The 23,761-nt window shown below is 56.3% G+C and carries 17 protein-coding genes; all 17 read left to right on the top strand.

From position 1 onward, the window contains the following. The first annotated feature begins 22 nt into the window (after positions 1–22). The 17 genes from ACOZ42_RS16415 to rplO all read left to right on the top strand — a co-directional run bounded on the left by ACOZ42_RS16415 (position 23) and on the right by rplO (position 23,761). A complete protein-coding gene (locus ACOZ42_RS16415; RefSeq protein ID WP_003802992.1) occupies positions 23–244 on the top strand; it encodes a hypothetical protein in 222 nt (73 codons plus the stop codon). Beyond that, complete coding sequence (locus ACOZ42_RS16410; RefSeq protein ID WP_039943650.1) at positions 222–2,411, top strand: type I secretion system permease/ATPase; 2,190 nt, start codon at positions 222–224, stop codon at positions 2,409–2,411. Before ACOZ42_RS16415 ends, ACOZ42_RS16410 begins: the two co-directional genes overlap by 23 nt. Positions 2,412–2,482: 71 nt before the next feature. After that, positions 2,483–3,769: an HlyD family type I secretion periplasmic adaptor subunit gene (locus ACOZ42_RS16405; RefSeq protein WP_230406343.1), complete on the top strand. Its 1,287-nt coding sequence runs from the start codon at positions 2,483–2,485 to the stop codon at positions 3,767–3,769. A 108-nt stretch (positions 3,770–3,877) separates the two neighbouring features. Further along, entirely contained in the window at positions 3,878–4,492 is a 615-nt protein-coding gene (locus ACOZ42_RS16400) for a response regulator transcription factor (RefSeq protein ID WP_003802989.1), read from the top strand. A gap of 175 nt (positions 4,493–4,667) precedes the next feature. Beyond that, positions 4,668–16,274, top strand: coding sequence for a retention module-containing protein (locus ACOZ42_RS16395; RefSeq protein ID WP_426345379.1), 11,607 nt, complete (start codon positions 4,668–4,670; stop codon positions 16,272–16,274). A gap of 455 nt (positions 16,275–16,729) precedes the next feature. Next, positions 16,730–17,362, top strand: coding sequence for a transglutaminase-like cysteine peptidase (locus ACOZ42_RS16390; protein ID WP_219235345.1), 633 nt, complete (start codon positions 16,730–16,732; stop codon positions 17,360–17,362). Positions 17,363–17,467: 105 nt separating this feature from the next. Continuing rightward, positions 17,468–19,408 carry a bifunctional diguanylate cyclase/phosphodiesterase gene (locus ACOZ42_RS16385; RefSeq protein WP_426345378.1) on the top strand — a complete coding sequence of 647 codons (1,941 nt, stop codon included), beginning with the start codon at positions 17,468–17,470 and terminating at the stop codon, positions 19,406–19,408. 279 nt (positions 19,409–19,687) lie between these two features. Next, positions 19,688–20,056, top strand: a complete 369-nt coding sequence (rplN, locus tag ACOZ42_RS16380) for a 50S ribosomal protein L14 (RefSeq protein ID WP_003805375.1) — start codon at positions 19,688–19,690, stop codon at positions 20,054–20,056. 13 nt (positions 20,057–20,069) lie between these two features. After that, positions 20,070–20,390: a 50S ribosomal protein L24 gene (rplX, locus tag ACOZ42_RS16375; RefSeq protein WP_003805373.1), complete on the top strand. Its 321-nt coding sequence runs from the start codon at positions 20,070–20,072 to the stop codon at positions 20,388–20,390. 12 nt (positions 20,391–20,402) lie between these two features. After that, positions 20,403–20,942 carry a 50S ribosomal protein L5 gene (gene rplE, locus ACOZ42_RS16370; RefSeq protein ID WP_003805372.1) on the top strand — a complete coding sequence of 180 codons (540 nt, stop codon included), beginning with the start codon at positions 20,403–20,405 and terminating at the stop codon, positions 20,940–20,942. Between the two features lie 10 nt (positions 20,943–20,952). Continuing rightward, on the top strand, positions 20,953–21,258 hold the full coding sequence (gene rpsN, locus ACOZ42_RS16365; RefSeq protein ID WP_003805371.1) for a 30S ribosomal protein S14: 306 nt from the start codon (positions 20,953–20,955) through the stop codon (positions 21,256–21,258). 11 nt (positions 21,259–21,269) lie between these two features. After that, positions 21,270–21,665 (top strand): 30S ribosomal protein S8, encoded by a 396-nt coding sequence (rpsH, locus tag ACOZ42_RS16360; RefSeq protein ID WP_003805370.1) that lies wholly within the window; start codon positions 21,270–21,272, stop codon positions 21,663–21,665. A 12-nt stretch (positions 21,666–21,677) separates the two neighbouring features. Beyond that, the gene (rplF, locus tag ACOZ42_RS16355) at positions 21,678–22,211 is read left to right on the top strand and encodes a 50S ribosomal protein L6 (protein WP_003805369.1); all 534 of its coding nucleotides are present in this window, start codon (positions 21,678–21,680) and stop codon (positions 22,209–22,211) included. A gap of 21 nt (positions 22,212–22,232) precedes the next feature. Further along, complete coding sequence (gene rplR / locus ACOZ42_RS16350; RefSeq protein WP_003805368.1) at positions 22,233–22,586, top strand: 50S ribosomal protein L18; 354 nt, start codon at positions 22,233–22,235, stop codon at positions 22,584–22,586. A gap of 12 nt (positions 22,587–22,598) precedes the next feature. After that, positions 22,599–23,120: a 30S ribosomal protein S5 gene (gene rpsE / locus ACOZ42_RS16345; protein ID WP_003805367.1), complete on the top strand. Its 522-nt coding sequence runs from the start codon at positions 22,599–22,601 to the stop codon at positions 23,118–23,120. Between the two features lie 3 nt (positions 23,121–23,123). Beyond that, positions 23,124–23,309: a 50S ribosomal protein L30 gene (gene rpmD, locus ACOZ42_RS16340; protein ID WP_003805366.1), complete on the top strand. Its 186-nt coding sequence runs from the start codon at positions 23,124–23,126 to the stop codon at positions 23,307–23,309. An 11-nt stretch (positions 23,310–23,320) separates the two neighbouring features. Beyond that, complete coding sequence (rplO, locus tag ACOZ42_RS16335; protein ID WP_022983333.1) at positions 23,321–23,761, top strand: 50S ribosomal protein L15; 441 nt, start codon at positions 23,321–23,323, stop codon at positions 23,759–23,761.

The raw sequence follows: 23,761 nt of genomic DNA, 5'->3' as shown, positions 1-23,761 counted from the left end.
TAGATAGAAAAAGGAGGCATGGATGAGTCAGAACGAAGACGATTACAAACAAGAGCTTTCGGCCTCGGATGCGAGTTTTATCCGGGTACTGGAAGATTTGATTGACGCACTGGTTGCAAACGGTGTGCTTCGCATGACTGATCTGCCTCCCCAGGCTTTGGCCAAGTTGAATGAGCGCAAACTGACCCGCCAGCGCCTGCGGGATTCGTTGGATTTGATTAATGACGATGAACCACTCATCTGATAGCACGGCACCAACAAGCGGGGAATTCAGTGTCCCGCCTCATCTGACTCATGATGATCCTCTTCTAACTTGCCTGGCGGAGATTACCCGTATACACGGTAATCCCTGCACGCCCCAGCACTTGTCTGCGGGCTTGCCTTTGCAGCGGGGGCGCTTGACGCCTGCACTGTTGAATCGGGCGGCGGCACGCGGTCATTGCACGGCGCGGATCTGGCGCCGGGTATTTACCGAGCTGGACGCCAGCTTGTTCCCGGTCATTTTGTTGTTGAAGAACAACCGGGCATGTGTCTTGCTGGGGCTGGAAGAAGGCCGTGCGCACGTTCATTTCCCCGAAAGCGGGAGCCCCAGCGAAATCAGCCTGGATGATCTGCAAGCGCAGTATTCCGGGCTGTTGGTCGTTGTCAAACCCGATTTCCGGGTTGAGGCGCGTGCCAAGGATGGTGTAGCCCCTATGAAGGGCAAGCACTGGTTCTGGACCGCCGTGGTGCAGAACTGGCGACTGTATCGCGATGCGCTTGGCGCTGCCTTGTTGATCAATCTGTTTGCCTTGGCCCTTCCGCTCTACACCATGAACGTGTACGACCGGGTGGTTCCCAACAAGGCGCTTGAAACCTTGTGGGTGCTGTCGATCGGGATCGGACTGGTGCTGATCATGAACATGGTGCTCAGTACAGTGCGTGCCTACGTGGTCGATGTCGCGAGTAAACGGGTGGACATCCAGCTGTCCGCGCGGATTATGGAGCGGGTGCTGGACTTGCGGATGGAAAACCGGCCGCCGTCGGTAGGCTCTTTCGCGGCCAATCTGCGCTCTTTTGAATCAGTGCGCGACTTTATCGCTTCGGCCAGTCTGACCACGCTGGTCGACTTGCCGTTTGTGCTGCTGTTTTTGGCGGTGCTGGCCTGGATTTCGCCTTGGATGCTGATCCCGCCCGTGGTGGCCATTGTGGTCATCTTGGGCATCTCCTGGTTTGCTCAGGCGCGTATGGAACGTCTGACCAAGCAAACCTTTCAGGCAGCTGCCCAGCGTAACGCCGGCCTCATCGAATCCCTGGCCGGTATGGAAACTCTGAAGGTTCTGAACGCGCAAAGCAATGCCCAGCGCGATTGGGAACAGTCCACCGAGTATCTGGCGCGACAGGGTGCACGCATCAAGATGACCTCGACCTTGACCGTCAACACGGTACAGATGCTGCAGCAAATGGTCACTATCAGCGTGGTCATTATTGGTGTGTATCTGGTTCAGGAGACGAAATTGTCCATGGGGGGCATCATTGCTGCGTCCATGATTGCGGGACGCTGCCTTGCGCCCTTGGGGCAGGTCGCCGGCCTGATGATGCAATACCAGAATGCCCGAACGTCATTGGGGTCGGTGGATACCTACATGACGATGCCCATCGAGCATCCGGAAGATCGACATTTTGTGCCGCGGCCTTACCTGGAAGGTTCCATCGAGTTTCGTAGCGTCAGTTTTGCGTATCCGGGCGCAAGCCAGAACGTGCTTGATAAAGTCAGCTTCTCTTTGAAGGCGGGCGAGAAGGTCGGCATTATTGGTCGCATCGGCTCCGGTAAAACCACCTTGTCCAAGCTGATTCTGGGCTTGTACAAGCCTACGGGCGGTACTGTGGTGCTGGATGGTATCGATAGCCAGCAGATCGACCCGGCAGACGTACGTCGCTCCATGGGTTATGTCTCGCAGGACCCCATGCTGTTTTACGGCAGCCTCAAACACAATCTGATGATGGGTACTCCTTACGCGACCGATGATCAGATGCTGGCGGCCGCCCGCCAGGCAGGGGTAGATGATTTCGCCCGACTCCATCCCGATGGATACGACATGATGATTGGCGAGCGGGGTGATTCCCTGTCTGGGGGCCAGCGTCAGGCCATTGCCGTGGCCCGTGCCTTGATCGGCAACCCGTCCATATTGCTGCTCGATGAGCCCAGCAGCAATATGGATAACCAGAGCGAATCTGCCCTGCGTCGCAGCTTGCAGAAAGAATGTGAAGGCAAGACCGTAGTGCTGGTGACACACCGCACAGCGTTGCTGGAATTGGTCGATCGACTGATCGTGATGGATATGGGGCGCATTGTGGCGGATGGCCCTAAAGATCAGGTTATTGCCGCTTTGCGTAGCGGGCAGATTGGCAAGGCCCGGAGTGCAGCATGAAGATACAGAACCTGATCAATTGGGTGCGTGCGCAGCTTCAAGATACCACTTCGCCGCCGCCGGGCAGCAATATGCTCAAAAATGCATCATGGACCGCCCGATACCAGGACGTCAGAGGTTCCACGCTGCTGATCTGGCTGACTTTGCTGGCCATCTGCTTGCTGATCGTCTGGGCAAGTCTGGCCAGTATTGATGAAGTGGTACGTGGTGAGGGTAAAGTGGTCCCGTCTCGCCAGGTTCAGGTCGTGCAGAGTCTGGATGGCGGGGTAGTAGAAGAAATTCTGGTGCGCCCCGGCCAGTCTGTGGAAGCCGGTGAGGTGCTGTTGCGTATTGACCCCACGCGCGCCTCCTCCTCGTTGGGGGAGAACGAAGCAGAATCCTTGTCCTTGAAGGCCAAGGCGGCTCGTTTGGAAGCCATTGCCGCCGACCAGCCCCTGGACATGCCTGCCGAAGTTCTGGAAAAGGCCCCGGATCTGGCCGAAGGGGAGCGCCGCGTCTGGCTGGCTCGCACTGAGGAGCTGCGTTCCAATATTTCCGTGGCTCAGGAACAGTTGAATCAGCGCCAGCAGGAATTGCGCGAAACACAAGCTAATCGTGATCAGGCGGCGTCCAGTTGCGGTTTGACCTCGCAAGAGTTGCAAATGACCCGTCCTTTGCTCAAAAGCGGAGCGGTGTCCGAGGTGGATTTGCTGCGCCTGCAGCGCGATGTGGCTCGTTACTGTGGTGAGCAAAAAGCGGCCACGGCTCAGATCAGTCGTATTCAGGCTTCGATTCAGGAAGCTCAAAACCGGATCGGTGAGGTGGAAATTACGTTCCGCAATCAGGCTCGTACCGAGCTGGCGGAAACACGCGCCAAGCTGGCTTCTTTGGAACAGGGCCAACGTGCCTTGGCCGATCGGGTACGACTGGCTGAAGTGCGTTCGCCCGTGCGTGGCACCATCAAAACCTTGTCGGCCAATACCGTAGGTGGAGTGGTTCAACCTGGCAAGGACATCCTGGAGATCGTGCCTACCGATGACACCTTGTTGCTGGAAGTGCGCATCAACCCACGCGATATCGGGTTTTTGCACGCTGGTCAAAGTGCCGAAGTGAAGTTCACTGCCTATGACTTTGCCATTTACGGCGGGCTGCCCGGCGTGCTGGAGCAGACCAGTGCTGACACCATTACCGATGAAAAAGGCAATTCATTTTATATAGCTAAAGTACGTACTGACACGGTGTATGTCGGTGACGATAACCGTCCGATCCTGCCTGGCATGGTGGCCGAAGTGCACATTCTGACGGGTAAGCGGACCGTTATGCAGTACTTACTCAAACCTATTCTCAGGGCCAGATCCAACGCATTCAGGGAGCGTTAAGGCCGATTGGTCCGTTGGGGGAGTAGCGCTGACGATAGAGGTGTAACACCCGAGTCAGACCAAGAGCTGATGGCTTATAGCTCGTGTTACCAGTAAGGGAAAAGCGGTATGCGACAAGTAAATTCGGTTTTATTTCTGACGGCCGATGAGGCGTTGTGGCAGCATTGGCGTCATCTGGATTCCGTCACCTGGCTGCCTGCCAGAGGACACGGGATGGACGATTTGTTGCGTTGGAAACAACAGCATCGAGATCTGGTGGTGGTCGATAGCGCCTTGGCATTGTGGAACCATCCACAATGGGCTCAGGCGGTGCAGGGCATGAAAATTATTGTCGCCAGCCCCCGTCCTTCGGATACCGAAGGTCAGGCCGTTCTGGCTCAGGGCGCTCGTGGCTATATTCACGCTTACAGCTCGTCGCCTTTACTGATTCAGGCTTTGGATCATGTTGCAAGCGGTCAGGTCTGGGTGGGCGAGTCGCTGTTGAGCCGTTTGCTCAGTGACGTGACCCGCCGTCTGGAACCCAAGTCGGGCTGGGAAAGTTCGCTGACCAGTCGGGAAATCGAGGTTGCGCAACGTGCCTCTCTGGGCCATTCCAATCAATTGATTGCAGATGATCTGGGTATCACTGAAAGGACGGTTCGTGCCCACCTTCAGGCTGTTTTCGAAAAACTAAATGTAACAGATCGTTTGATGTTGGCGCTAAAAGTACACGGCATAGCCTAACAAGCTGTTTGCCGTCTTGTTCGCATTGTTAAGTTCAGTCAATAACTATAAATAAAACAGCGAACTGGCGGCGACGCCAATACCGAGTAGCGACCCAACTCGCTATTCTCTAAACAAAGAAAGTCCATTTCTGACTGCTGCGTTGCGGCAGTCTTTTTTTAGGAATCAGACAGTCATGGCACTGGATACAGTTTTAGTGACACGAGTTGAAGGTACGGCATGGATTCGTACCAGCGATGGCTCCAAAGTAGCTGTTAAAGAAGGGATGCGCGTCCCTGTCAATGCTGAAATCATTACCGAGACCGGCGCGACCGTTGAACTAGAAATTCCGGGCAGCCCGCCCATGACTATTTCTGACAACCGCTCCTTCCTGGTGAGCGGCGATATTGCAGAAACGGATGTAGACCCTGTTGCAGCCGCCTTGGCCAATCCCGACGATCCAGCCATTACGGCTGTGTTGGCCGCTTTGGAAGCCGGCGATGACCCATTTTCCCAACTTGATCCTACCGCTGCGGTCTTGACCGGTGGTGGCGAAGGCGGTGGCAGCAGCTTTACCCGTCTGGTCAGCATTGTGGAAACTACCCGTCCCTTGGCGTTGGAATATCCACGTCCTGGCGTGCCCACTGTTGAAAACGTGCGCTTGGGCGGTTACAGCGGTACCGGCGAAGAGGAAGCCGGCCCCCTGGTTCCTCCCTCTGTTACGGTCAAGATCAATGATGACGGCACGGTTACCTTCACCTTCACTGAAGTGCCATTTGGCTTCGATGTTGGAGACATTGTGGTCACTGGCGGCGGTCGCATTGAAGGCCTGACGCCCGATAACAATGATCCAAAAAACTGGACGGGTACGCTGGTTCCTCCACCGAACTACGAAGGCGACATTACCATCACAGTGCCTGATGGCAGCTACACCAACGAAGCTGGGACCCCTGGTAACGGCGGTCAGGACACGACGACGGTTGACACTCTGCCTCCCGAGGCTGAAATCACGCTCGACCCCATCACGGGCGACGGCGTGGTTAATAAAGAGGAGTCTGACGGCGACGTAACCATCACTGGCACCGTTGGTAAAGACGTTAAACCGGGTGACAAAGTCACCGTTACGGTTGGCGGCAAAGAATACGAAACCACGGTTAATCCGGACGGTAAGACCTGGAGCGTGGACGTTCCTGGCTCCGAACTGATCAACAACGACAAGGTTGAGGCCAAGGTCACCACCACGGACGATGCAGGTAACACGACAACCGCGACGGACGAGAAGCCTTACGGTGTAGACGTCACATCTCCTGAAGCCGAGATCACGATTGATCCGATTACGGATGACGATGTGATCAACAAGGATGAATCGGGCGGTGACGTCACGATCACCGGTACGGTTGGTAAAGACGTTAAACCCGGGGACAAGGTCACCGTTACGGTTGGTGGCAAAGAATACGAAACCACGGTTAATCCGGACGGTAAGACCTGGAACGTGGACGTTCCCGGCTCCGAGCTGGCCAACAACGACAAGGTTGAGGCCAAGGTCACCACCACGGACGACGCAGGGAACACTGTTACCGTGGGTACTGAGCGTGACTATGATGTTCAGACCGAGACGCCAGTGGCCACGATCGAGATTGATCAGCCGTTTGTTGACGGTGTTCTGAATCAGGACGAGTCCAAGGTTGAGCAGACGATCACCGGTAGCGTGGGCGGTGCCGCGAAAGCAGGCGATGCTGTTGTCGTGACGATTGGCGGTAAAGAGTACCCCGCGACCGTGCAGCCAGGTAACACCTGGAGTGTGACGGTGCCTGCCGATGCGGTGAAAGATCTGCAGCCGGGCGATATCACGGCCGAGGTGACGGGTAAGGATCAGTACGGTAATGCGTACGACGCCGATACGAGCCGTGACTATGATGTTCAGACCGAGACGCCCGTGGCCACGATCGAGATTGATCAGCCGTTTGTTGACGGTGTTCTGAATCAGGACGAGTCCAAGGTTGAGCAGACGATCACCGGTAGCGTGGGCGGTGCCGCGAAAGCAGGCGATGCGGTTGTCGTGACGATTGGCGGTAAAGAATACCCCGCGACCGTGCAGCCAGGTAACACCTGGAGTGTGACGGTGCCTGCCGATGCGGTGAAAGATCTGCAGCCGGGCGATATCACGGCCGAGGTGACGGGTAAGGATCAGTACGGTAATGCGTATGACGCCGATACGAGCCGTGACTATGATGTTCAGACCGAGACGCCCGTGGCCACGATCGAGATTGATCAGCCGTTTGTTGACGGTGTTCTGAATCAGGACGAGTCCAAGGTTGAGCAGACGATCACCGGTAGCGTGGGCGGTGCCGCGAAAGCAGGCGATGCTGTTGTCGTGACGATTGGCGGTAAAGAATACCCCGCGACCGTGCAGCCAGGTAACACCTGGAGTGTGACGGTGCCTGCCGATGCGGTGAAAGATCTGCAGCCGGGCGATATCACGGCCGAGGTGACGGGTAAGGATCAGTACGGTAATGCGTACGACGCCGATACGAGCCGTGACTATGATGTTCAGACCGAGACGCCCGTGGCCACGATCGAGATTGATCAGCCGTTTGTTGACGGTGTTCTGAATCAGGACGAGTCCAAGGTTGAGCAGACGATCACCGGTAGCGTGGGCGGTGCCGCGAAAGCAGGCGATGCTGTTGTCGTGACGATTGGCGGTAAAGAATACCCCGCGACCGTGCAGCCAGGTAACACCTGGAGTGTGACGGTGCCTGCCGATGCGGTGAAAGATCTGCAGCCGGGCGATATCACGGCCGAGGTGACGGGTAAGGATCAGTACGGTAATGCGTATGACGCCGATACGAGCCGTGACTATGATGTTCAGACCGAGACGCCCGTGGCCACGATCGAGATTGATCAGCCGTTTGTTGACGGTGTTCTGAATCAGGACGAGTCCAAGGTTGAGCAGACGATCACCGGTAGCGTGGGCGGTGCCGCGAAAGCAGGCGATGCTGTTGTCGTGACGATTGGCGGTAAAGAATACCCCGCGACCGTGCAGCCAGGTAACACCTGGAGTGTGACGGTGCCTGCCGATGCGGTGAAAGATCTGCAGCCGGGCGATATCACGGCCGAGGTGACGGGTAAGGATCAGTACGGTAATGCGTACGACGCCGATACGAGCCGTGACTATGATGTTCAGACCGAGACGCCCGTGGCCACGATCGAGATTGATCAGCCGTTTGTTGACGGTGTTCTGAATCAGGACGAGTCCAAGGTTGAGCAGACGATCACCGGTAGCGTGGGCGGTGCCGCGAAAGCAGGCGATGCGGTTGTCGTGACGATTGGCGGTAAAGAATACCCCGCGACCGTGCAGCCAGGTAACACCTGGAGTGTGACGGTGCCTGCCGATGCGGTGAAAGATCTGCAGCCGGGCGATATCACGGCCGAGGTGACGGGTAAGGATCAGTACGGTAATGCGTATGACGCCGATACGAGCCGTGACTATGATGTTCAGACCGAGACGCCAGTGGCCACGATCGAGATTGATCAGCCGTTTGTTGACGGTGTTCTGAATCAGGACGAGTCCAAGGTTGAGCAGACGATCACCGGTAGCGTGGGCGGTGCCGCGAAAGCAGGCGATGCTGTTGTCGTGACGATTGGCGGTAAAGAGTACCCCGCGACCGTGCAGCCAGGTAACACCTGGAGTGTGACGGTGCCTGCCGATGCGGTGAAAGATCTGCAGCCGGGCGATATCACGGCCGAGGTGACGGGTAAGGATCAGTACGGTAATGCGTACGACGCCGATACGAGCCGTGACTATGATGTTCAGACCGAGACGCCCGTGGCCACGATCGAGATTGATCAGCCGTTTGTTGACGGTGTTCTGAATCAGGACGAGTCCAAGGTTGAGCAGACGATCACCGGTAGCGTGGGCGGTGCCGCGAAAGCAGGCGATGCGGTTGTCGTGACGATTGGCGGTAAAGAGTACCCCGCGACCGTGCAGCCAGGTAACACCTGGAGTGTGACGGTGCCTGCCGATGCGGTGAAAGATCTGCAGCCGGGCGATATCACGGCCGAGGTGACGGGTAAGGATCAGTACGGTAATGCGTATGACGCCGATACGAGCCGTGACTATGATGTTCAGACCGAGACGCCCGTGGCCACGATCGAGATTGATCAGCCGTTTGTTGACGGTGTTCTGAATCAGGACGAGTCCAAGGTTGAGCAGACGATCACCGGTAGCGTGGGCGGTGCCGCGAAAGCAGGCGATGCGGTTGTCGTGACGATTGGCGGTAAAGAGTACCCCGCGACCGTGCAGCCAGGTAACACCTGGAGTGTGACGGTGCCTGCCGATGCGGTGAAAGATCTGCAGCCGGGCGATATCACGGCCGAGGTGACGGGTAAGGATCAGTACGGTAATGCGTACGACGCCGATACGAGCCGTGACTATGATGTTCAGACCGAGACGCCCGTGGCCACGATCGAGATTGATCAGCCGTTTGTTGACGGTGTTCTGAATCAGGACGAGTCCAAGGTTGAGCAGACGATCACCGGTAGCGTGGGCGGTGCCGCGAAAGCAGGCGATGCGGTTGTCGTGACGATTGGCGGTAAAGAGTACCCCGCGACCGTGCAGCCAGGTAACACCTGGAGTGTGACGGTGCCTGCCGATGCGGTGAAAGATCTGCAGCCGGGCGATATCACGGCCGAGGTGACGGGTAAGGATCAGTACGGTAATGCGTATGACGCCGATACGAGCCGTGACTATGATGTTCAGACCGAGACGCCCGTGGCCACGATCGAGATTGATCAGCCGTTTGTTGACGGTGTTCTGAATCAGGACGAGTCCAAGGTTGAGCAGACGATCACCGGTAGCGTGGGCGGTGCCGCGAAAGCAGGCGATGCTGTTGTCGTGACGATTGGCGGTAAAGAGTACCCCGCGACCGTGCAGCCAGGTAACACCTGGAGTGTGACGGTGCCTGCCGATGCGGTGAAAGATCTGCAGCCGGGCGATATCACGGCCGAGGTGACGGGTAAGGATCAGTACGGTAATGCGTATGACGCCGATACGAGCCGTGACTATGATGTTCAGACCGAGACGCCCGTGGCCACGATCGAGATTGATCAGCCGTTTGTTGACGGTGTTCTGAATCAGGACGAGTCCAAGGTTGAGCAGACGATCACCGGTAGCGTGGGCGGTGCCGCGAAAGCAGGCGATGCGGTTGTCGTGACGATTGGCGGTAAAGAATACCCCGCGACCGTGCAGCCAGGTAACACCTGGAGTGTGACGGTGCCTGCCGATGCGGTGAAAGATCTGCAGCCGGGCGATATCACGGCCGAGGTGACGGGTAAGGATCAGTACGGTAATGCGTATGACGCCGATACGAGCCGTGACTATGATGTTCAGACCGAGACGCCAGTGGCCACGATCGAGATTGATCAGCCGTTTGTTGACGGTGTTCTGAATCAGGACGAGTCCAAGGTTGAGCAGACGATCACCGGTAGCGTGGGCGGTGCCGCGAAAGCAGGCGATGCGGTTGTCGTGACGATTGGCGGTAAAGAGTACCCCGCGACCGTGCAGCCAGGTAACACCTGGAGTGTGACGGTGCCTGCCGATGCGGTGAAAGATCTGCAGCCGGGCGATATCACGGCCGAGGTGACGGGTAAGGATCAGTACGGTAATGCGTATGACGCCGATACGAGCCGTGACTATGATGTTCAGACCGAGACGCCCGTGGCCACGATCGAGATTGATCAGCCGTTTGTTGACGGTGTTCTGAATCAGGACGAGTCCAAGGTTGAGCAGACGATCACCGGTAGCGTGGGCGGTGCCGCGAAAGCAGGCGATGCGGTTGTCGTGACGATTGGCGGTAAAGAATACCCCGCGACCGTGCAGCCAGGTAACACCTGGAGTGTGACGGTGCCTGCCGATGCGGTGAAAGATCTGCAGCCGGGCGATATCACGGCCGAGGTGACGGGTAAGGATCAGTACGGTAATGCGTACGACGCCGATACGAGCCGTGACTATGATGTTCAGACCGAGACGCCCGTGGCCACGATCGAGATTGATCAGCCGTTTGTTGACGGTGTTCTGAATCAGGACGAGTCCAAGGTTGAGCAGACGATCACCGGTAGCGTGGGCGGTGCCGCGAAAGCAGGCGATGCGGTTGTCGTGACGATTGGCGGTAAAGAGTACCCCGCGACCGTGCAGCCAGGTAACACCTGGAGTGTGACGGTGCCTGCCGATGCGGTGAAAGATCTGCAGCCGGGCGATATCACGGCCGAGGTGACGGGTAAGGATCAGTACGGTAATGCGTACGACGCCGATACGAGCCGTGACTATGATGTTCAGACCGAGACGCCCGTGGCCACGATCGAGATTGATCAGCCGTTTGTTGACGGTGTTCTGAATCAGGACGAGTCCAAGGTTGAGCAGACGATCACCGGTAGCGTGGGCGGTGCCGCGAAAGCAGGCGATGCGGTTGTCGTGACGATTGGCGGTAAAGAATACCCCGCGACCGTGCAGCCAGGTAACACCTGGAGTGTGACGGTGCCTGCCGATGCGGTGAAAGATCTGCAGCCGGGCGATATCACGGCCGAGGTGACGGGTAAGGATCAGTACGGTAATGCGTATGACGCCGATACGAGCCGTGACTATGATGTTCAGACCGAGACGCCCGTGGCCACGATCGAGATTGATCAGCCGTTTGTTGACGGTGTTCTGAATCAGGACGAGTCCAAGGTTGAGCAGACGATCACCGGTAGCGTGGGCGGTGCCGCGAAAGCAGGCGATGCTGTTGTCGTGACGATTGGCGGTAAAGAGTACCCCGCGACCGTGCAGCCAGGTAACACCTGGAGTGTGACGGTGCCTGCCGATGCGGTGAAAGATCTGCAGCCGGGCGATATCACGGCCGAGGTGACGGGTAAGGATCAGTACGGTAATGCGTACGACGCCGATACGAGCCGTGACTATGATGTTCAGACCGAGACGCCCGTGGCCACGATCGAGATTGATCAGCCGTTTGTTGACGGTGTTCTGAATCAGGACGAGTCCAAGGTTGAGCAGACGATCACCGGTAGCGTGGGCGGTGCCGCGAAAGCAGGCGATGCGGTTGTCGTGACGATTGGCGGTAAAGAATACCCCGCGACCGTGCAGCCAGGTAACACCTGGAGTGTGACGGTGCCTGCCGATGCGGTGAAAGATCTGCAGCCGGGCGATATCACGGCCGAGGTGACGGGTAAGGATCAGTACGGTAATGCGTATGACGCCGATACGAGCCGTGACTATGATGTTCAGACCGAGACGCCCGTGGCCACGATCGAGATTGATCAGCCGTTTGTTGACGGTGTTCTGAATCAGGACGAGTCCAAGGTTGAGCAGACGATCACCGGTAGCGTGGGCGGTGCCGCGAAAGCAGGCGATGCTGTTGTCGTGACGATTGGCGGTAAAGAATACCCCGCGACCGTGCAGCCAGGTAACACCTGGAGTGTGACGGTGCCTGCCGATGCGGTGAAAGATCTGCAGCCGGGCGATATCACGGCCGAGGTGACGGGTAAGGATCAGTACGGTAATGCGTACGACGCCGATACGAGCCGTGACTATGATGTTCAGACCGAGACGCCCGTGGCCACGATCGAGATTGATCAGCCGTTTGTTGACGGTGTTCTGAATCAGGACGAGTCCAAGGTTGAGCAGACGATCACCGGTAGCGTGGGCGGTGCCGCGAAAGCAGGCGATGCTGTTGTCGTGACGATTGGCGGTAAAGAGTACCCCGCGACCGTGCAGCCAGGTAACACCTGGAGTGTGACGGTGCCTGCCGATGCGGTGAAAGATCTGCAGCCGGGCGATATCACGGCCGAGGTGACGGGTAAGGATCAGTACGGTAATGCGTACGACGCCGATACGAGCCGTGACTATGATGTTCAGACCGAGACGCCCGTGGCCACGATCGAGATTGATCAGCCGTTTGTTGACGGTGTTCTGAATCAGGACGAGTCCAAGGTTGAGCAGACGATCACCGGTAGCGTGGGCGGTGCCGCGAAAGCAGGCGATGCGGTTGTCGTGACGATTGGCGGTAAAGAATACCCCGCGACCGTGCAGCCAGGTAACACCTGGAGTGTGACGGTGCCTGCCGATGCGGTGAAAGATCTGCAGCCGGGCGATATCACGGCCGAGGTGACGGGTAAGGATCAGTACGGTAATGCGTATGACGCCGATACGAGCCGTGACTATGATGTTCAGACCGAGACGCCCGTGGCCACGATCGAGATTGATCAGCCGTTTGTTGACGGTGTTCTGAATCAGGACGAGTCCAAGGTTGAGCAGACGATCACCGGTAGCGTGGGCGGTGCCGCGAAAGCAGGCGATGCGGTTGTCGTGACGATTGGCGGTAAAGAATACCCCGCGACCGTGCAGCCAGGTAACACCTGGAGTGTGACGGTGCCTGCCGATGCGGTGAAAGATCTGCAGCCGGGCGATATCACGGCCGAGGTGACGGGTAAGGATCAGTACGGTAATGCGTATGACGCCGATACGAGCCGTGACTATGATGTTCAGACCGAGACGCCCGTGGCCACGATCGAGATTGATCAGCCGTTTGTTGACGGTGTTCTGAATCAGGACGAGTCCAAGGTTGAGCAGACGATCACCGGTAGCGTGGGCGGTGCCGCGAAAGCAGGCGATGCGGTTGTCGTGACGATTGGCGGTAAAGAATACCCCGCGACCGTGCAGCCAGGTAACACCTGGAGTGTGACGGTGCCTGCCGATGCGGTGAAAGATCTGCAGCCGGGCGATATCACGGCCGAGGTGACGGGTAAGGATCAGTACGGTAATGCGTATGACGCCGATACGAGCCGTGACTATGATGTTCAGACCGAGACGCCAGTGGCCACGATCGAGATTGATCAGCCGTTTGTTGACGGTGTTCTGAATCAGGACGAGTCCAAGGTTGAGCAGACGATCACCGGTAGCGTGGGCGGTGCCGCGAAAGCAGGCGATGCTGTTGTCGTGACGATTGGCGGTAAAGAGTACCCCGCGACCGTGCAGCCAGGTAACACCTGGAGTGTGACGGTGCCTGCCGATGCGGTGAAAGATCTGCAGCCGGGCGATATCACGGCCGAGGTGACGGGTAAGGATCAGTACGGTAATGCGTACGACGCCGATACGAGCCGTGACTATGATGTTCAGACCGAGACGCCCGTGGCCACGATCGAGATTGATCAGCCGTTTGTTGACGGTGTTCTGAATCAGGACGAGTCCAAGGTTGAGCAGACGATCACCGGTAGCGTGGGCGGTGCCGCGAAAGCAGGCGATGCGGTTGTCGTGACGATTGGCGGTAAAGAATACCCCGCGACCGTGCAGCCAGGTAACACCTGGAGTGTGACGGTGCCTGCCGATGCGGTGAAAGATCTGCAGCCGGGCGATATCACGGCCGAGGTGACGGGTAAGGATCAGTACGGTAATGCGTACGAAGCGGATGATGTCGTAGAGTTTGATGTCCAGACCACGCCGCCCGAGGCTGAGATCACTTTGGACCCGATCGCAGGCAACAATGTGATTGATCACGATGAGGCAGGTGATGGTACAGGTACGATCAATGTGACCGGTACGGTTGGCAAGGATGTTCAACCTGGCGACACCGTTATTCTGACGATTGGCGGTAAGGAGTACCCCGGCACCGTTGGTAGCGACTTGACCTTCAAGATTCCTGTGCCTGTGAAGGATCTGCTGAATAACGATAAGGTTGATGCCAAAGTAACGATCACAGACTCCGCTGGCAACAGCGCGTCCGCAGAAGATTCAGGTGCTTACACCCTGGATTTGGATCAACTGATTGTTGACGGTAACGGCGGTGGCAACCCGAACGGTGGCGTGGGTGATGATGTCATTATTGGTGACCGCGGCGGTGTCCAGGAAAATATCGTTCATGGGCAGAGCTACAACATTGCCATTCTGGTTGACCGTTCCAACAGCATGAAGGAAGCCTCTGGTACGGATGGTCTGAACCGTATGCAGTTGCTCAAGGCTGCGCTGACGACGTTGGCTACCAGCCTGGCCAACCACGAAGGTGGTACGGTGAACCTGAGCATCATCGGCTTTGGTACCTACGCGGATCAGCCTATGATATTTAAGGATCTGACTCATGCTGATTTGTTGAGCCTGATCAATTCGATCGACACCTTGAACGGTTACAACGCGGACTGGAGTGCGAAGCAGGGTGGTACCAACTATGAAGCCGCCTTTAAAGCGGCCGAAGCATGGTTCAAGACGAGCGATGCGCCTGCTGTGGACAAGAACGGCAACGCGTATGAAAACGTCACCTACTTCCTGACTGACGGGAATCCTACTCAGTATGGTAATGCACAGGGTGCTGGCAATAGTTACGACGCCACTGCTGATGCGCGTGGTAAGAGTGCGTATGACAGCCTGGTGAGTTCTTCAGGCAGCAAGGTTTACGCTGTCGGTATTGGTAATGATGTCAGCGTGGATATTCTGCGTAAGTATGACAATACCGGTACCGAGGTCATTGATGTGTTAGGTGGTACCCGGGCCGTTACTGACTTTGAGAATGGCCGTCACGACGGTTGGGCTAAGGTTAATGGTCAAGGCACAGTCCAAGTCAAAGATTTGGGTAAATATGTAGGCTGGCCATGGAATCAGCGCTGGGAAGCCGACAAGCGTCTGGAAATTACCGATACTTACAGCAAGGGGAACGATACCTCTACGACGATTCGTGGCCCAGGCATGACTGTGGCTGCTGGACACTACGGCAAACTGAGCTTTTATTACTCGGAAGACGGTCGTAACAGCCAAGATGTGTTTAAGTGGCAGTTGCAGAAGTACAACGAGAAGACAGGTAACTGGGAAGTTGTGCAGGAAGGCGGTCGTCCAGGTAGCTCCGGCACCATCACGACCAAGCCCGTGGGCGAAGGCCAATACCGCTTCGAGTTCCTGGTGGACGATCGTTCCAGCAGCAGTAACTACAAGGTCTACATTGATGACGTAACGCTGTTGTCCTCCGGCAATCCTCAGGATTGGACAGAGGTTAACAAGGTCGACATCGTCAATACCAAGGAAGACCTGGATGCTGCCCTGAAGGGTGGTTCGGTAACGAACGATCCAGCACCAGTAGGTAATGACACCATTCTGGGCGGTGATGGTAATGACATCATCTTCGGTGACACGATTAACACCGATGGTTCCGTCTTGCCATGGGATGAAGTGGGTGGTCGTCCGGATAATCTGCCAGAAGGTTCCGGCCTGAAGGCACTGGAAGTGTTCCTGCAGATGAAAAACGGCGGTACACCCGCAACCGGCGTTGAGTTGTACGAGTACATCAAGCAGAATCACACCGCCTTTAATGTGGCAGGTGACCAGCGTGGCGGCGACGATACGCTGGATGGCGGTAAAGGCAATGACATCCTGTACGGCCAAGGTGGCACCGACACCCTGATCGGCGGTGCGGGTGACGACATCCTGTTCGGCGGCGAGGGCAATGACACCTTCGTGTGGAACAAGGGGGATGAAGGCACTGTCAGCAAGCCGGCTGTGGATTACGTGATGGACTTCGGTGACTCCGGCACCGATACGCTGGATATCACCGATCTGTTGTCGGGCCATAACCTCAATAATGGTGATTTGAGCCAGTACTTGACGGTAGGCCGTTCGGATAGCGGCAAGATGGAGATCGGTATCAGCTCTCAAGGCAACGGTCAGATTGATCAGAAGATCATTCTGGACAATATCGCCTTTGACGCAGAGAAGGCAGCCCAAATTGCCAACTCGCTGAAAGACGGTACTTTGAAGTCATCCGATTTCTAAATCGTTAGCTGACACGGCGCTATCTCATCGATAGCGCTACGCCCCACAAATCCGCATGGGTTTGTGGGGTTTTTTGTCTGTGGCTTGTCGTCAGCGCCAATAGCAGATGTCTGACTTTTCTGCCTATGATCCTGGAGTATCGAGCGAATCAGCCAGTAAAATCAGACGGGATGAAGCCCCTGGTCGTTTCAGATCCTTTTGTATGCCTGTCTGTGCGTGGTCGTCCGACCGGTTTGCCGACTTGCTTCCTGATTCGATAGTATGACGGGGCAGGTAGACTGATTTTGCGTCCGAAATACGCTGCCGATGCGGTATTCAGGTGTTATGGCAATTGCCAGGCTCTCGCTAAATAGGCAAGCTGTAAGGCCGTTATAAGGGTTTGCTTATTTGGGACTGACGTGTTCTTGTCTTTTGCCTGGCTACGCCTTTTTCTTCGATCTAGGGTTGCGCTGCTTGTGCTGGTCACACTGCTGGTTGGAGTGTGGCTGCCTTTGTCAGTGCCAGCCTTGCAGTTCGAGGCCAGCAAGATTCGACAGACGGCGGTCGCCCGCTTTGGTGCCCGGGCCGGAACAGCGATTGACCGGTGGATGGCTAATCTGGAGTCTGCGCGGGGCTTAAGCGAGCGCCGCCAGCTCGATGCCGTCAATGATTTCTGGAACATGACGGCAATGGCAGGTGAGGACATCCATATTTGGGGACAACTCGATTATTGGGCAACCCCCGTCGAGACTCTGGGAAAAGGGGCCGCTGATTGTGAAGACTTTGTGATTGGCAAATATTTTTCCTTGTTGCATCTGGGTGTGCCCAATGAAAAACTCCGATTGATTTATGTCAGGGCGCAAGTGGGTGGCCAAAGCATTGCCCATATGGTGTTGGGCTATTACCCTACGCCGCAGTCCGAGCCTTTGCTGCTGGACAACTTAAGCGGCTCGATCCGTCCCGCCAGCCAGCGTCCCGATTTAACGCCTGTGTTCAGTTTTAACTCGCAAGGCGTGTATGTCGGTAATGCCCAAAAGGGCTCGGTAGACAGCATCAGTCGTTGGCGTGGCTTGCTGGACAAAATGCGTAAGGAAGGCTTTGTGCCATGATGATGAGCCCCAGGCTGTGCGGGTCGGGGCGCCGATCAGAAACAACGACCAGGGTGGCCTTTCAAGGCGGACTAGACAAGAATTTATGGAATATACGGAAGCGCTATGTCTTTACTTAAACAGCTACTGCTAAGTGTCTCGTGCGCGATTCTTGCTATTTTGGTGGGCACGCTGTGGTTTAGCGTCGATTCGGCACGTCAATACCTGAGCAGCCAGTTGCAGGCCCAGGCAGAGTCGGCGGCGACTTCGCTGGCCTTGACCTTGTCGCAGCCCAGCAACCAGGACCCGGTCACCCAAGAGCTGTTGATTGCTGCTTTGTACGACACCGGGCAGTTTGAGCGTATCCGCTTCTCTGATACCGCCAACGCCGTATTGGTTGAGCGCAGCACGCAGCAGGAAACGCAGGTCAGCACGTCCTCACCGGCATGGTTTGCCAACTCCTTGCCCATTGAGGTGCCTGTGGCGCTAGCGCATGTCAGTAATGGCTGGAACCAGATTGGTACGGTTGAGGTCAAGCCTGCCGATGAGTATGCCCGCGCCAGTTTATGGAAAAGCTTTGTGCGCGTGACCTTGCTGGTGCTGGGCGCCGGGATTGCGTGGGGCGTGTTTGTATTGATGGTCATGGCCTGGTTGCGTCGGGCCTTGCGTGACCATGTGCAGTTCGAATTGCAGCAGATGGATCAAAGTGACTCTGCGCCCGGTCGCAAGAAAGTACGCCTCATTCCTGAGTTGGAAGAGGTCGCCCATACTTTAAGTACCGTGCAAAAGCGGATACGGGTCAGCAGTCAGGAACAAAATGCCCGGATCGAACAGTTGCAGCTGGAGCTCAATTGCGACCCCGTCACTGGTCTGGCTAACCGTAAGTACTTTGTCAATCTGTTCCGGCAAGTGCTGCAGCAAGAGCAGGGTGGTCATGTCTTGCTGTTTCGACAGCGAGATTTGTTGCCATTGAATACCTCCTTGTCGCGCGATGCAGTGGATGCCTGGTTGAAATTGGTGACCCAGCGTTGCGCTGAGCTGTTGCGGGAAAATGGTATGGACGTGGGTGATCTGGCGCGCTTGAATGGCTCTGACTTTATTGTGCTGCTCAAGGGGCAGACGGGCCCTCAGGTGATGGGTTTTGCCCAGGAGCTACGCACGGCCTTGCAGGAATTGCGCCAACCCTTGCCGGACGGCAGCCTGTGTCGCTGGTCCATGGCGATGACGAACTATGAGGCTCACGATTCGCTCAGTGCTGTGATGACACGCCTGGATAATGCGCTGATGCGCGCTGAAGGGGCGGGGCACCAGGAGGTGGAGTACCGACCTTCGGAAGGGGGGCATCACGAGGCGGGTTCTTCAATCGGCGAGCAGGAGTGGCATTCACGCATTGAACGCGGCCTGGAGCAGGGGCGTATTGAGCTGAGCGTGAAACCGGGTGTCGAAGTCTGGGGTCAGGCAGGCCAGATTTACGATGCCACCCTGAACTTGCTGCCCGAGCAGCCAGGGCAGGCCAGTTTGCCCGCTTATCTCTTCATTCCCGTGGCGGTGCGCCTGGGTCTTTCGGCGCAATGTGATTTGCGTACCATGCAATTGGCCAGCGACTGGCTGGCCACGCATGAAGGCAGTCTGAGCGTGCGAGTGTCATGGGCCTCCGTGGTCAAGCCGGACTTTGCGCAGCAGGTGGCCGATGTGCTGTCCAAGACTGGTGACAAGGCCCAGCGTCTGATCATTGAACTGGATGCCTACTGTCTCAGCGAACACGATGCGGAAACGGTCGCGTTTGTGGATAAATTGCGTCCTTTGGGCGTGCAGTTTGGCTTGCGTCGCGTTCTGGAGCAGCCCGAATCCATTTTGTGGTTGCACATGATGGCCCTCAAGTACATCGTTCTGGATGACGAACGGGCGCAGACCTTGCAGGCTGAGGTCGGAGGACGTCATTTGCTGATGGCGTTTCTGCAAAGCTTGCAGGAACTGGGTATTGGCTTGCGTCGGGTTACACGCGCCAGCAATAGCGCCCAACTGGACGAGTTGTTGCGCGAAAACGCCGTGCCGCCAAGGCCTTAGCAAATAAATCCTTGTTTTTCTGGGGCTTATTTGCTAGTATATGTGGCTTACCTCTTTATTTTGACCGGAGAGGCTTTAGTCGCCTATCCGGATTGAAGTTGGTAATACAACGTTTTGTCTCTCGCAAGATTTCAACCTAGGGTTCGGCTTGCCGGACCAGATCGAGATCGGGTTTACGGTATCGAACTGGCTGGATCCGAATCTGACGGGACCAAAACTGGTTGTGTGACCCAGTCATTTTGGCTGGATCGTTGCAATTAAGTTGGAACAGGAAAAATCATGATTCAAATGCAGACCACGCTGGACGTGGCCGACAACACAGGTGCGCGTTCCGTAATGTGCATCAAGGTGCTGGGCGGCTCGAAGCGCCGTTATGCCGCAATTGGTGACATCATCAAAGTTACCGTTAAAGAAGCGGCCCCGCGCGGACGCGTCAAAAAAGGCGAAATCTACAACGCTGTAGTGGTTCGTACCGCTAAGGGCGTGCGCCGTAAAGACGGTTCGCTGATTCGTTTCGGTGGCAATGCTGCCGTATTGCTCAATGCCAAGCTGGAACCCATCGGCACCCGTATCTTCGGACCCGTTACGCGTGAACTGCGTACCGAGAAGTTCATGAAGATCGTGTCCTTGGCTCCCGAAGTGCTGTAAGGAGCGCGAAAAAATGCAAAAAATTCGTAAAGGCGACGAAGTTATTGTGCTGACCGGCCGTGATAAAAAACGCCGTGGCACAGTACTGCAACGCGTCGATGCAGACCACGTTATCGTGGAAGGCATCAACGTAGTCAAAAAACACGTTAAAGCCAATCCTATGGCTGGCACGCAGGGTGGTATCGTCGACAAGACCATGCCTATCCACATCTCGAACGTTGCACTGTTCAACCCAGAAACCGGCAAGGGCGACCGCGTTGGTATCCAGGTGATCGACGGTCAGAAAACGCGTGTTTATCGTTCCAGCGGCAAGGCCGTTGGCGCCAAGGCTTAAGGGGCGGATAACATGGCACGTTTACAAGATTTCTACCGCGAAAAAGTGGTTGCCGACCTGCAAAAGCAGTTCGAGTACAAGAGCATCATGGAAGTACCGCGCATCACCAAGATCACTCTGAACATGGGTGTCTCGGAAGCGGTTGCTGACAAGAAGATTATCGAGAACGCGGTATCGGACATGACCAAAATTGCTGGTCAAAAACCCGTTATCACGAAAACCCGCAAAGCTATTGCCGGTTTTAAGATTCGCGAAGATTACCCGATCGGTTGTATGGTGACCCTGCGCGGTCAACGCATGTACGAATTCCTGGATCGTCTGGTCGCTGTGGCTCTGCCACGCGTACGTGACTTCCGTGGTGTGTCGGGTCGTGCGTTTGACGGCCGTGGCAACTACAACATGGGGGTTAAAGAGCAAATCATTTTCCCCGAAATCGAGTACGACAAAATCGACGCAGTGCGTGGTCTGAACATCAGCATCACTACAACTGCCAAGACGGACGAAGAGGCCAAGGCGCTACTTAGCGCGTTCAGCTTCCCGTTCCGCAACTAAGGGGCGCAACGTGGCTAAACTTTCCCTCATCAATCGCGACATCAAGCGCGCCAAGCTGGCTGAGAAATTCGCCGCCAAGCGTGCAGCACTGAAAGCGATCATTGACGACCAGTCCAAGTCTGACGAAGAGCGCTACGAGGCTCGTTTGCAGTTGCAACAATTGCCACGCAACGCGAACCCGACCCGTCAACGCAACCGTTGCGTTATCACCGGTCGCCCCCGTGGTGTTTTCAAGAAATTCGGTTTGACTCGCCATAAAGTGCGCGAAATGGCAATGCGCGGCGAGATCCCCGGTATGACCAAGGCCAGCTGGTAGGAGAAATACACATGAGCATGAGCGATCCAATCGCCGATATGTTGACCCGCGTGCGTAACGCGCAAATGGTCAACAAGACATCGGTTAGCATGCCCTCCTCGAAGCTGAAAGCAGCTATTGCTGCTGTGCTGAAAGACGAAGGCTACATCGAAGATTTCCGTATCGTTGGCGAAAAAGCCAAGCCAGAACTGGAAGTCACCCTGAAATACTATGCCGGCCAGCCAGTCATCGAGCGCATCGACCGCGTTTCGCGTCCTGGACTGCGCATCTACAAAAGTAGCACAAGCATCCCTCAAGTCATGAACGGCTTGGGTGTTGCCATCGTGTCCACGTCTCGCGGCGTGATGACCGATCGCAAAGCACGTGCAGCTGGCGTCGGTGGCGAAGTGCTGTGCTACGTGGCATAAGGAGAACATCATATGTCACGTATCGCTAAGTATCCCGTTTCCTTGCCCAAGGGCGTAGAAACGACTATTGCCGCTGATCAGATCACGGTCAAAGGCCCTCTGGGCACTTTGGTTCAATCTCTGACTGGCGACGTCACCATCGAACTTCAAGACGGTCAGCTGTCTTTTGCCGCTGCGAACGAAACTCGTCACGCAAACGCAATGTCCGGCACCGTGCGCCAACTGGTCAACAACATGGTTGTTGGTGTGAGCGCCGGTTTCGAACGCAAGCTGAGTCTGGTTGGCGTGGGTTTCCGTGCCTCCGTCCAGGGTAATGCCTTGAAGTTGCAACTGGGTTTCTCGCACGACATCGTGCACGACCTGCCTGAAGGCATCAAAGCCGAGTGTCCTACTCCGACCGAAATCGTGATCAAGGGCTCGAACAAGCAGGTGGTTGGTCAGGTTGCCGCTGAAATTCGTGGCTATCGTCCACCAGAGCCTTACAAAGGCAAGGGTGTACGTTACGTCGGCGAACGCGTCATCCTCAAGGAAACCAAGAAGAAATAAGCCCGCAGGCAAGGACGAATCATGGACAAGAAACAATCCCGTATGCGTCGTGCAGTGGCTACTCGCCGCAAGATCGCCGAACTGCGCGTACACCGCCTGTCGGTGCATCGCACGAATACGCATATTTACGCGAGCATCATCTCGCCCGAAGGCGACCGCGTTCTGGTCAGTGCTTCCACTGTCGAGAGCGAAGTTCGCAAAGAATTGGCCGTTGGCAGCAACGTAGCGGCAGCCAGCCTGGTTGGCAAGCGCGTCGCCGAAAAGGCGAAGGCTGCGGGCATCGAGACGGTTGCTTTCGACCGCTCGGGCTTCCGTTACCATGGCCGCGTGAAAGCGCTGGCCGAGGCCGCGCGTGAAGCCGGCTTGAAATTCTAAAGGAATTATCAAATGGCTAAAGCACAAGGCAGACAGGCTCCAGAGCAAGAGCGCGATGATGGCCTGAAAGAAAAAATGATTGCGGTCAACCGCGTCAGCAAAGTGGTTAAGGGTGGTCGCACCATGAGCTTTGCTTCGCTGGCCGTGGTCGGTGACGGCGATGGTCGTATCGGCATGGGTAAGGGCAAAGCCCGCGAAGTACCCGTTGCTGTTCAGAAGGCAATGGAACAGGCCCGTCGCGGCCTGATCAAAGTGCCTCTGAAAAACGGCACCTTGCATCACACCGTAGTTGGTAAGCACGGTGCAGCCACCGTTCTGATCTCTCCCGCAGCTGAAGGTACTGGTGTTATCGCCGGTGGCCCAATGCGCGCTATCTTCGAAGTGATGGGCGTGCGCAACGTCGTAGCCAAGAGCCTGGGTTCCAGCAACCCATACAACATGGTTCGCGCTACATTGAACGGTTTGCGTGCTTGCTCGACACCTGCTGACATTGCTGCCAAGCGCGGCAAGACAGTTGAAGAAATTCTGGGGTAAGTCATGGCACAGAAACAAATCAAAGTTACGTTGGTGCGTTCGGTCATCGGCACAAAGCAAAGCCACCGCGACACCGTTCGCGGCCTGGGTCTGCGCCGAGTCAACACCAGCCGTGTATTGGTTGATACTCCTGAGGTTCGTGGGATGATCCGCAAGGTGGATTATCTGGTTACGGTCTCGGAAGCCTGAAAGGAATCGGGATGTCTGAATTGCAATTGAACAATCTCAAGCCCGCCGCTGGCGCCAAACACGCAGCACGCCGTGTTGGTCGCGGTGTCGGTTCCGGCTTGGGTAAAACCGGCGGACGTGGTCATAAAGGCCAGAAATCGCGCTCGGGTGGTTTTCATAAAGTCGGTTTCGAAGGCGGTCAAATGCCTTTGCAACGTCGTTTGCCCAAGCGTGGTTTCACCACCCTGGACGACCACCTGTACGCAGAAGTACGTCTGTCCGAACTGCAAAAAATGGATGCCGAAGTTATCGACGTCCAGGCACTGAAGCAGGCTGGCGTGGTTGGCCAAATGGTGCGTTACGCTAAAGTCATCAAGTCCGGTGAACTTTCCCGTAAAGTTGCGCTGAAAGGCATTAATGCAACGGCCGGCGCTCGCGCCGCGATCGAAGCAGCCGGCGGCTCGCTGGAATAA

The sequence above is a fragment of the Alcaligenes sp. HNGD-HTN06 genome (assembly GCF_049932565.1).
GTDB classification, from domain to species: Bacteria; Pseudomonadota; Gammaproteobacteria; order Burkholderiales; family Burkholderiaceae_B; genus Alcaligenes; species Alcaligenes ammonioxydans.
Note: the sequence above shows the minus strand (reverse complement) of the source record. Positions and strands in the feature narration are given on the sequence as shown.

Bases quoted from the DNA above. Each gene is read 5' to 3' on its own strand.
- rpsE (WP_003805367.1), top strand. From the start codon at position 22,599: ATGGCTAAAGCACAAGGCAGACAGGCTCCAGAGCAAGAGCGCGATGAT.
- rplR (WP_003805368.1), top strand. From the start codon at position 22,233: ATGGACAAGAAACAATCCCGTATGCGTCGTGCAGTGGCTACTCGCCGC.
- rpsH (WP_003805370.1), top strand. From the start codon at position 21,270: ATGAGCATGAGCGATCCAATCGCCGATATGTTGACCCGCGTGCGTAAC.
- rplF (WP_003805369.1), top strand. From the start codon at position 21,678: ATGTCACGTATCGCTAAGTATCCCGTTTCCTTGCCCAAGGGCGTAGAA.
- rplE (WP_003805372.1), top strand. From the start codon at position 20,403: ATGGCACGTTTACAAGATTTCTACCGCGAAAAAGTGGTTGCCGACCTG.
- rplN (WP_003805375.1), top strand. From the start codon at position 19,688: ATGATTCAAATGCAGACCACGCTGGACGTGGCCGACAACACAGGTGCG.
- ACOZ42_RS16415 (WP_003802992.1), top strand. From the start codon at position 23: ATGAGTCAGAACGAAGACGATTACAAACAAGAGCTTTCGGCCTCGGAT.
- rpmD (WP_003805366.1), top strand. From the start codon at position 23,124: ATGGCACAGAAACAAATCAAAGTTACGTTGGTGCGTTCGGTCATCGGC.
- ACOZ42_RS16385 (WP_426345378.1), top strand. From the start codon at position 17,468: ATGTCTTTACTTAAACAGCTACTGCTAAGTGTCTCGTGCGCGATTCTT.
- ACOZ42_RS16395 (WP_426345379.1), top strand. From the start codon at position 4,668: ATGGCACTGGATACAGTTTTAGTGACACGAGTTGAAGGTACGGCATGG.
- rplX (WP_003805373.1), top strand. From the start codon at position 20,070: ATGCAAAAAATTCGTAAAGGCGACGAAGTTATTGTGCTGACCGGCCGT.
- rplO (WP_022983333.1), top strand. From the start codon at position 23,321: ATGTCTGAATTGCAATTGAACAATCTCAAGCCCGCCGCTGGCGCCAAA.
- ACOZ42_RS16410 (WP_039943650.1), top strand. From the start codon at position 222: ATGACGATGAACCACTCATCTGATAGCACGGCACCAACAAGCGGGGAA.
- ACOZ42_RS16405 (WP_230406343.1), top strand. From the start codon at position 2,483: ATGCTCAAAAATGCATCATGGACCGCCCGATACCAGGACGTCAGAGGT.
- ACOZ42_RS16400 (WP_003802989.1), top strand. From the start codon at position 3,878: ATGCGACAAGTAAATTCGGTTTTATTTCTGACGGCCGATGAGGCGTTG.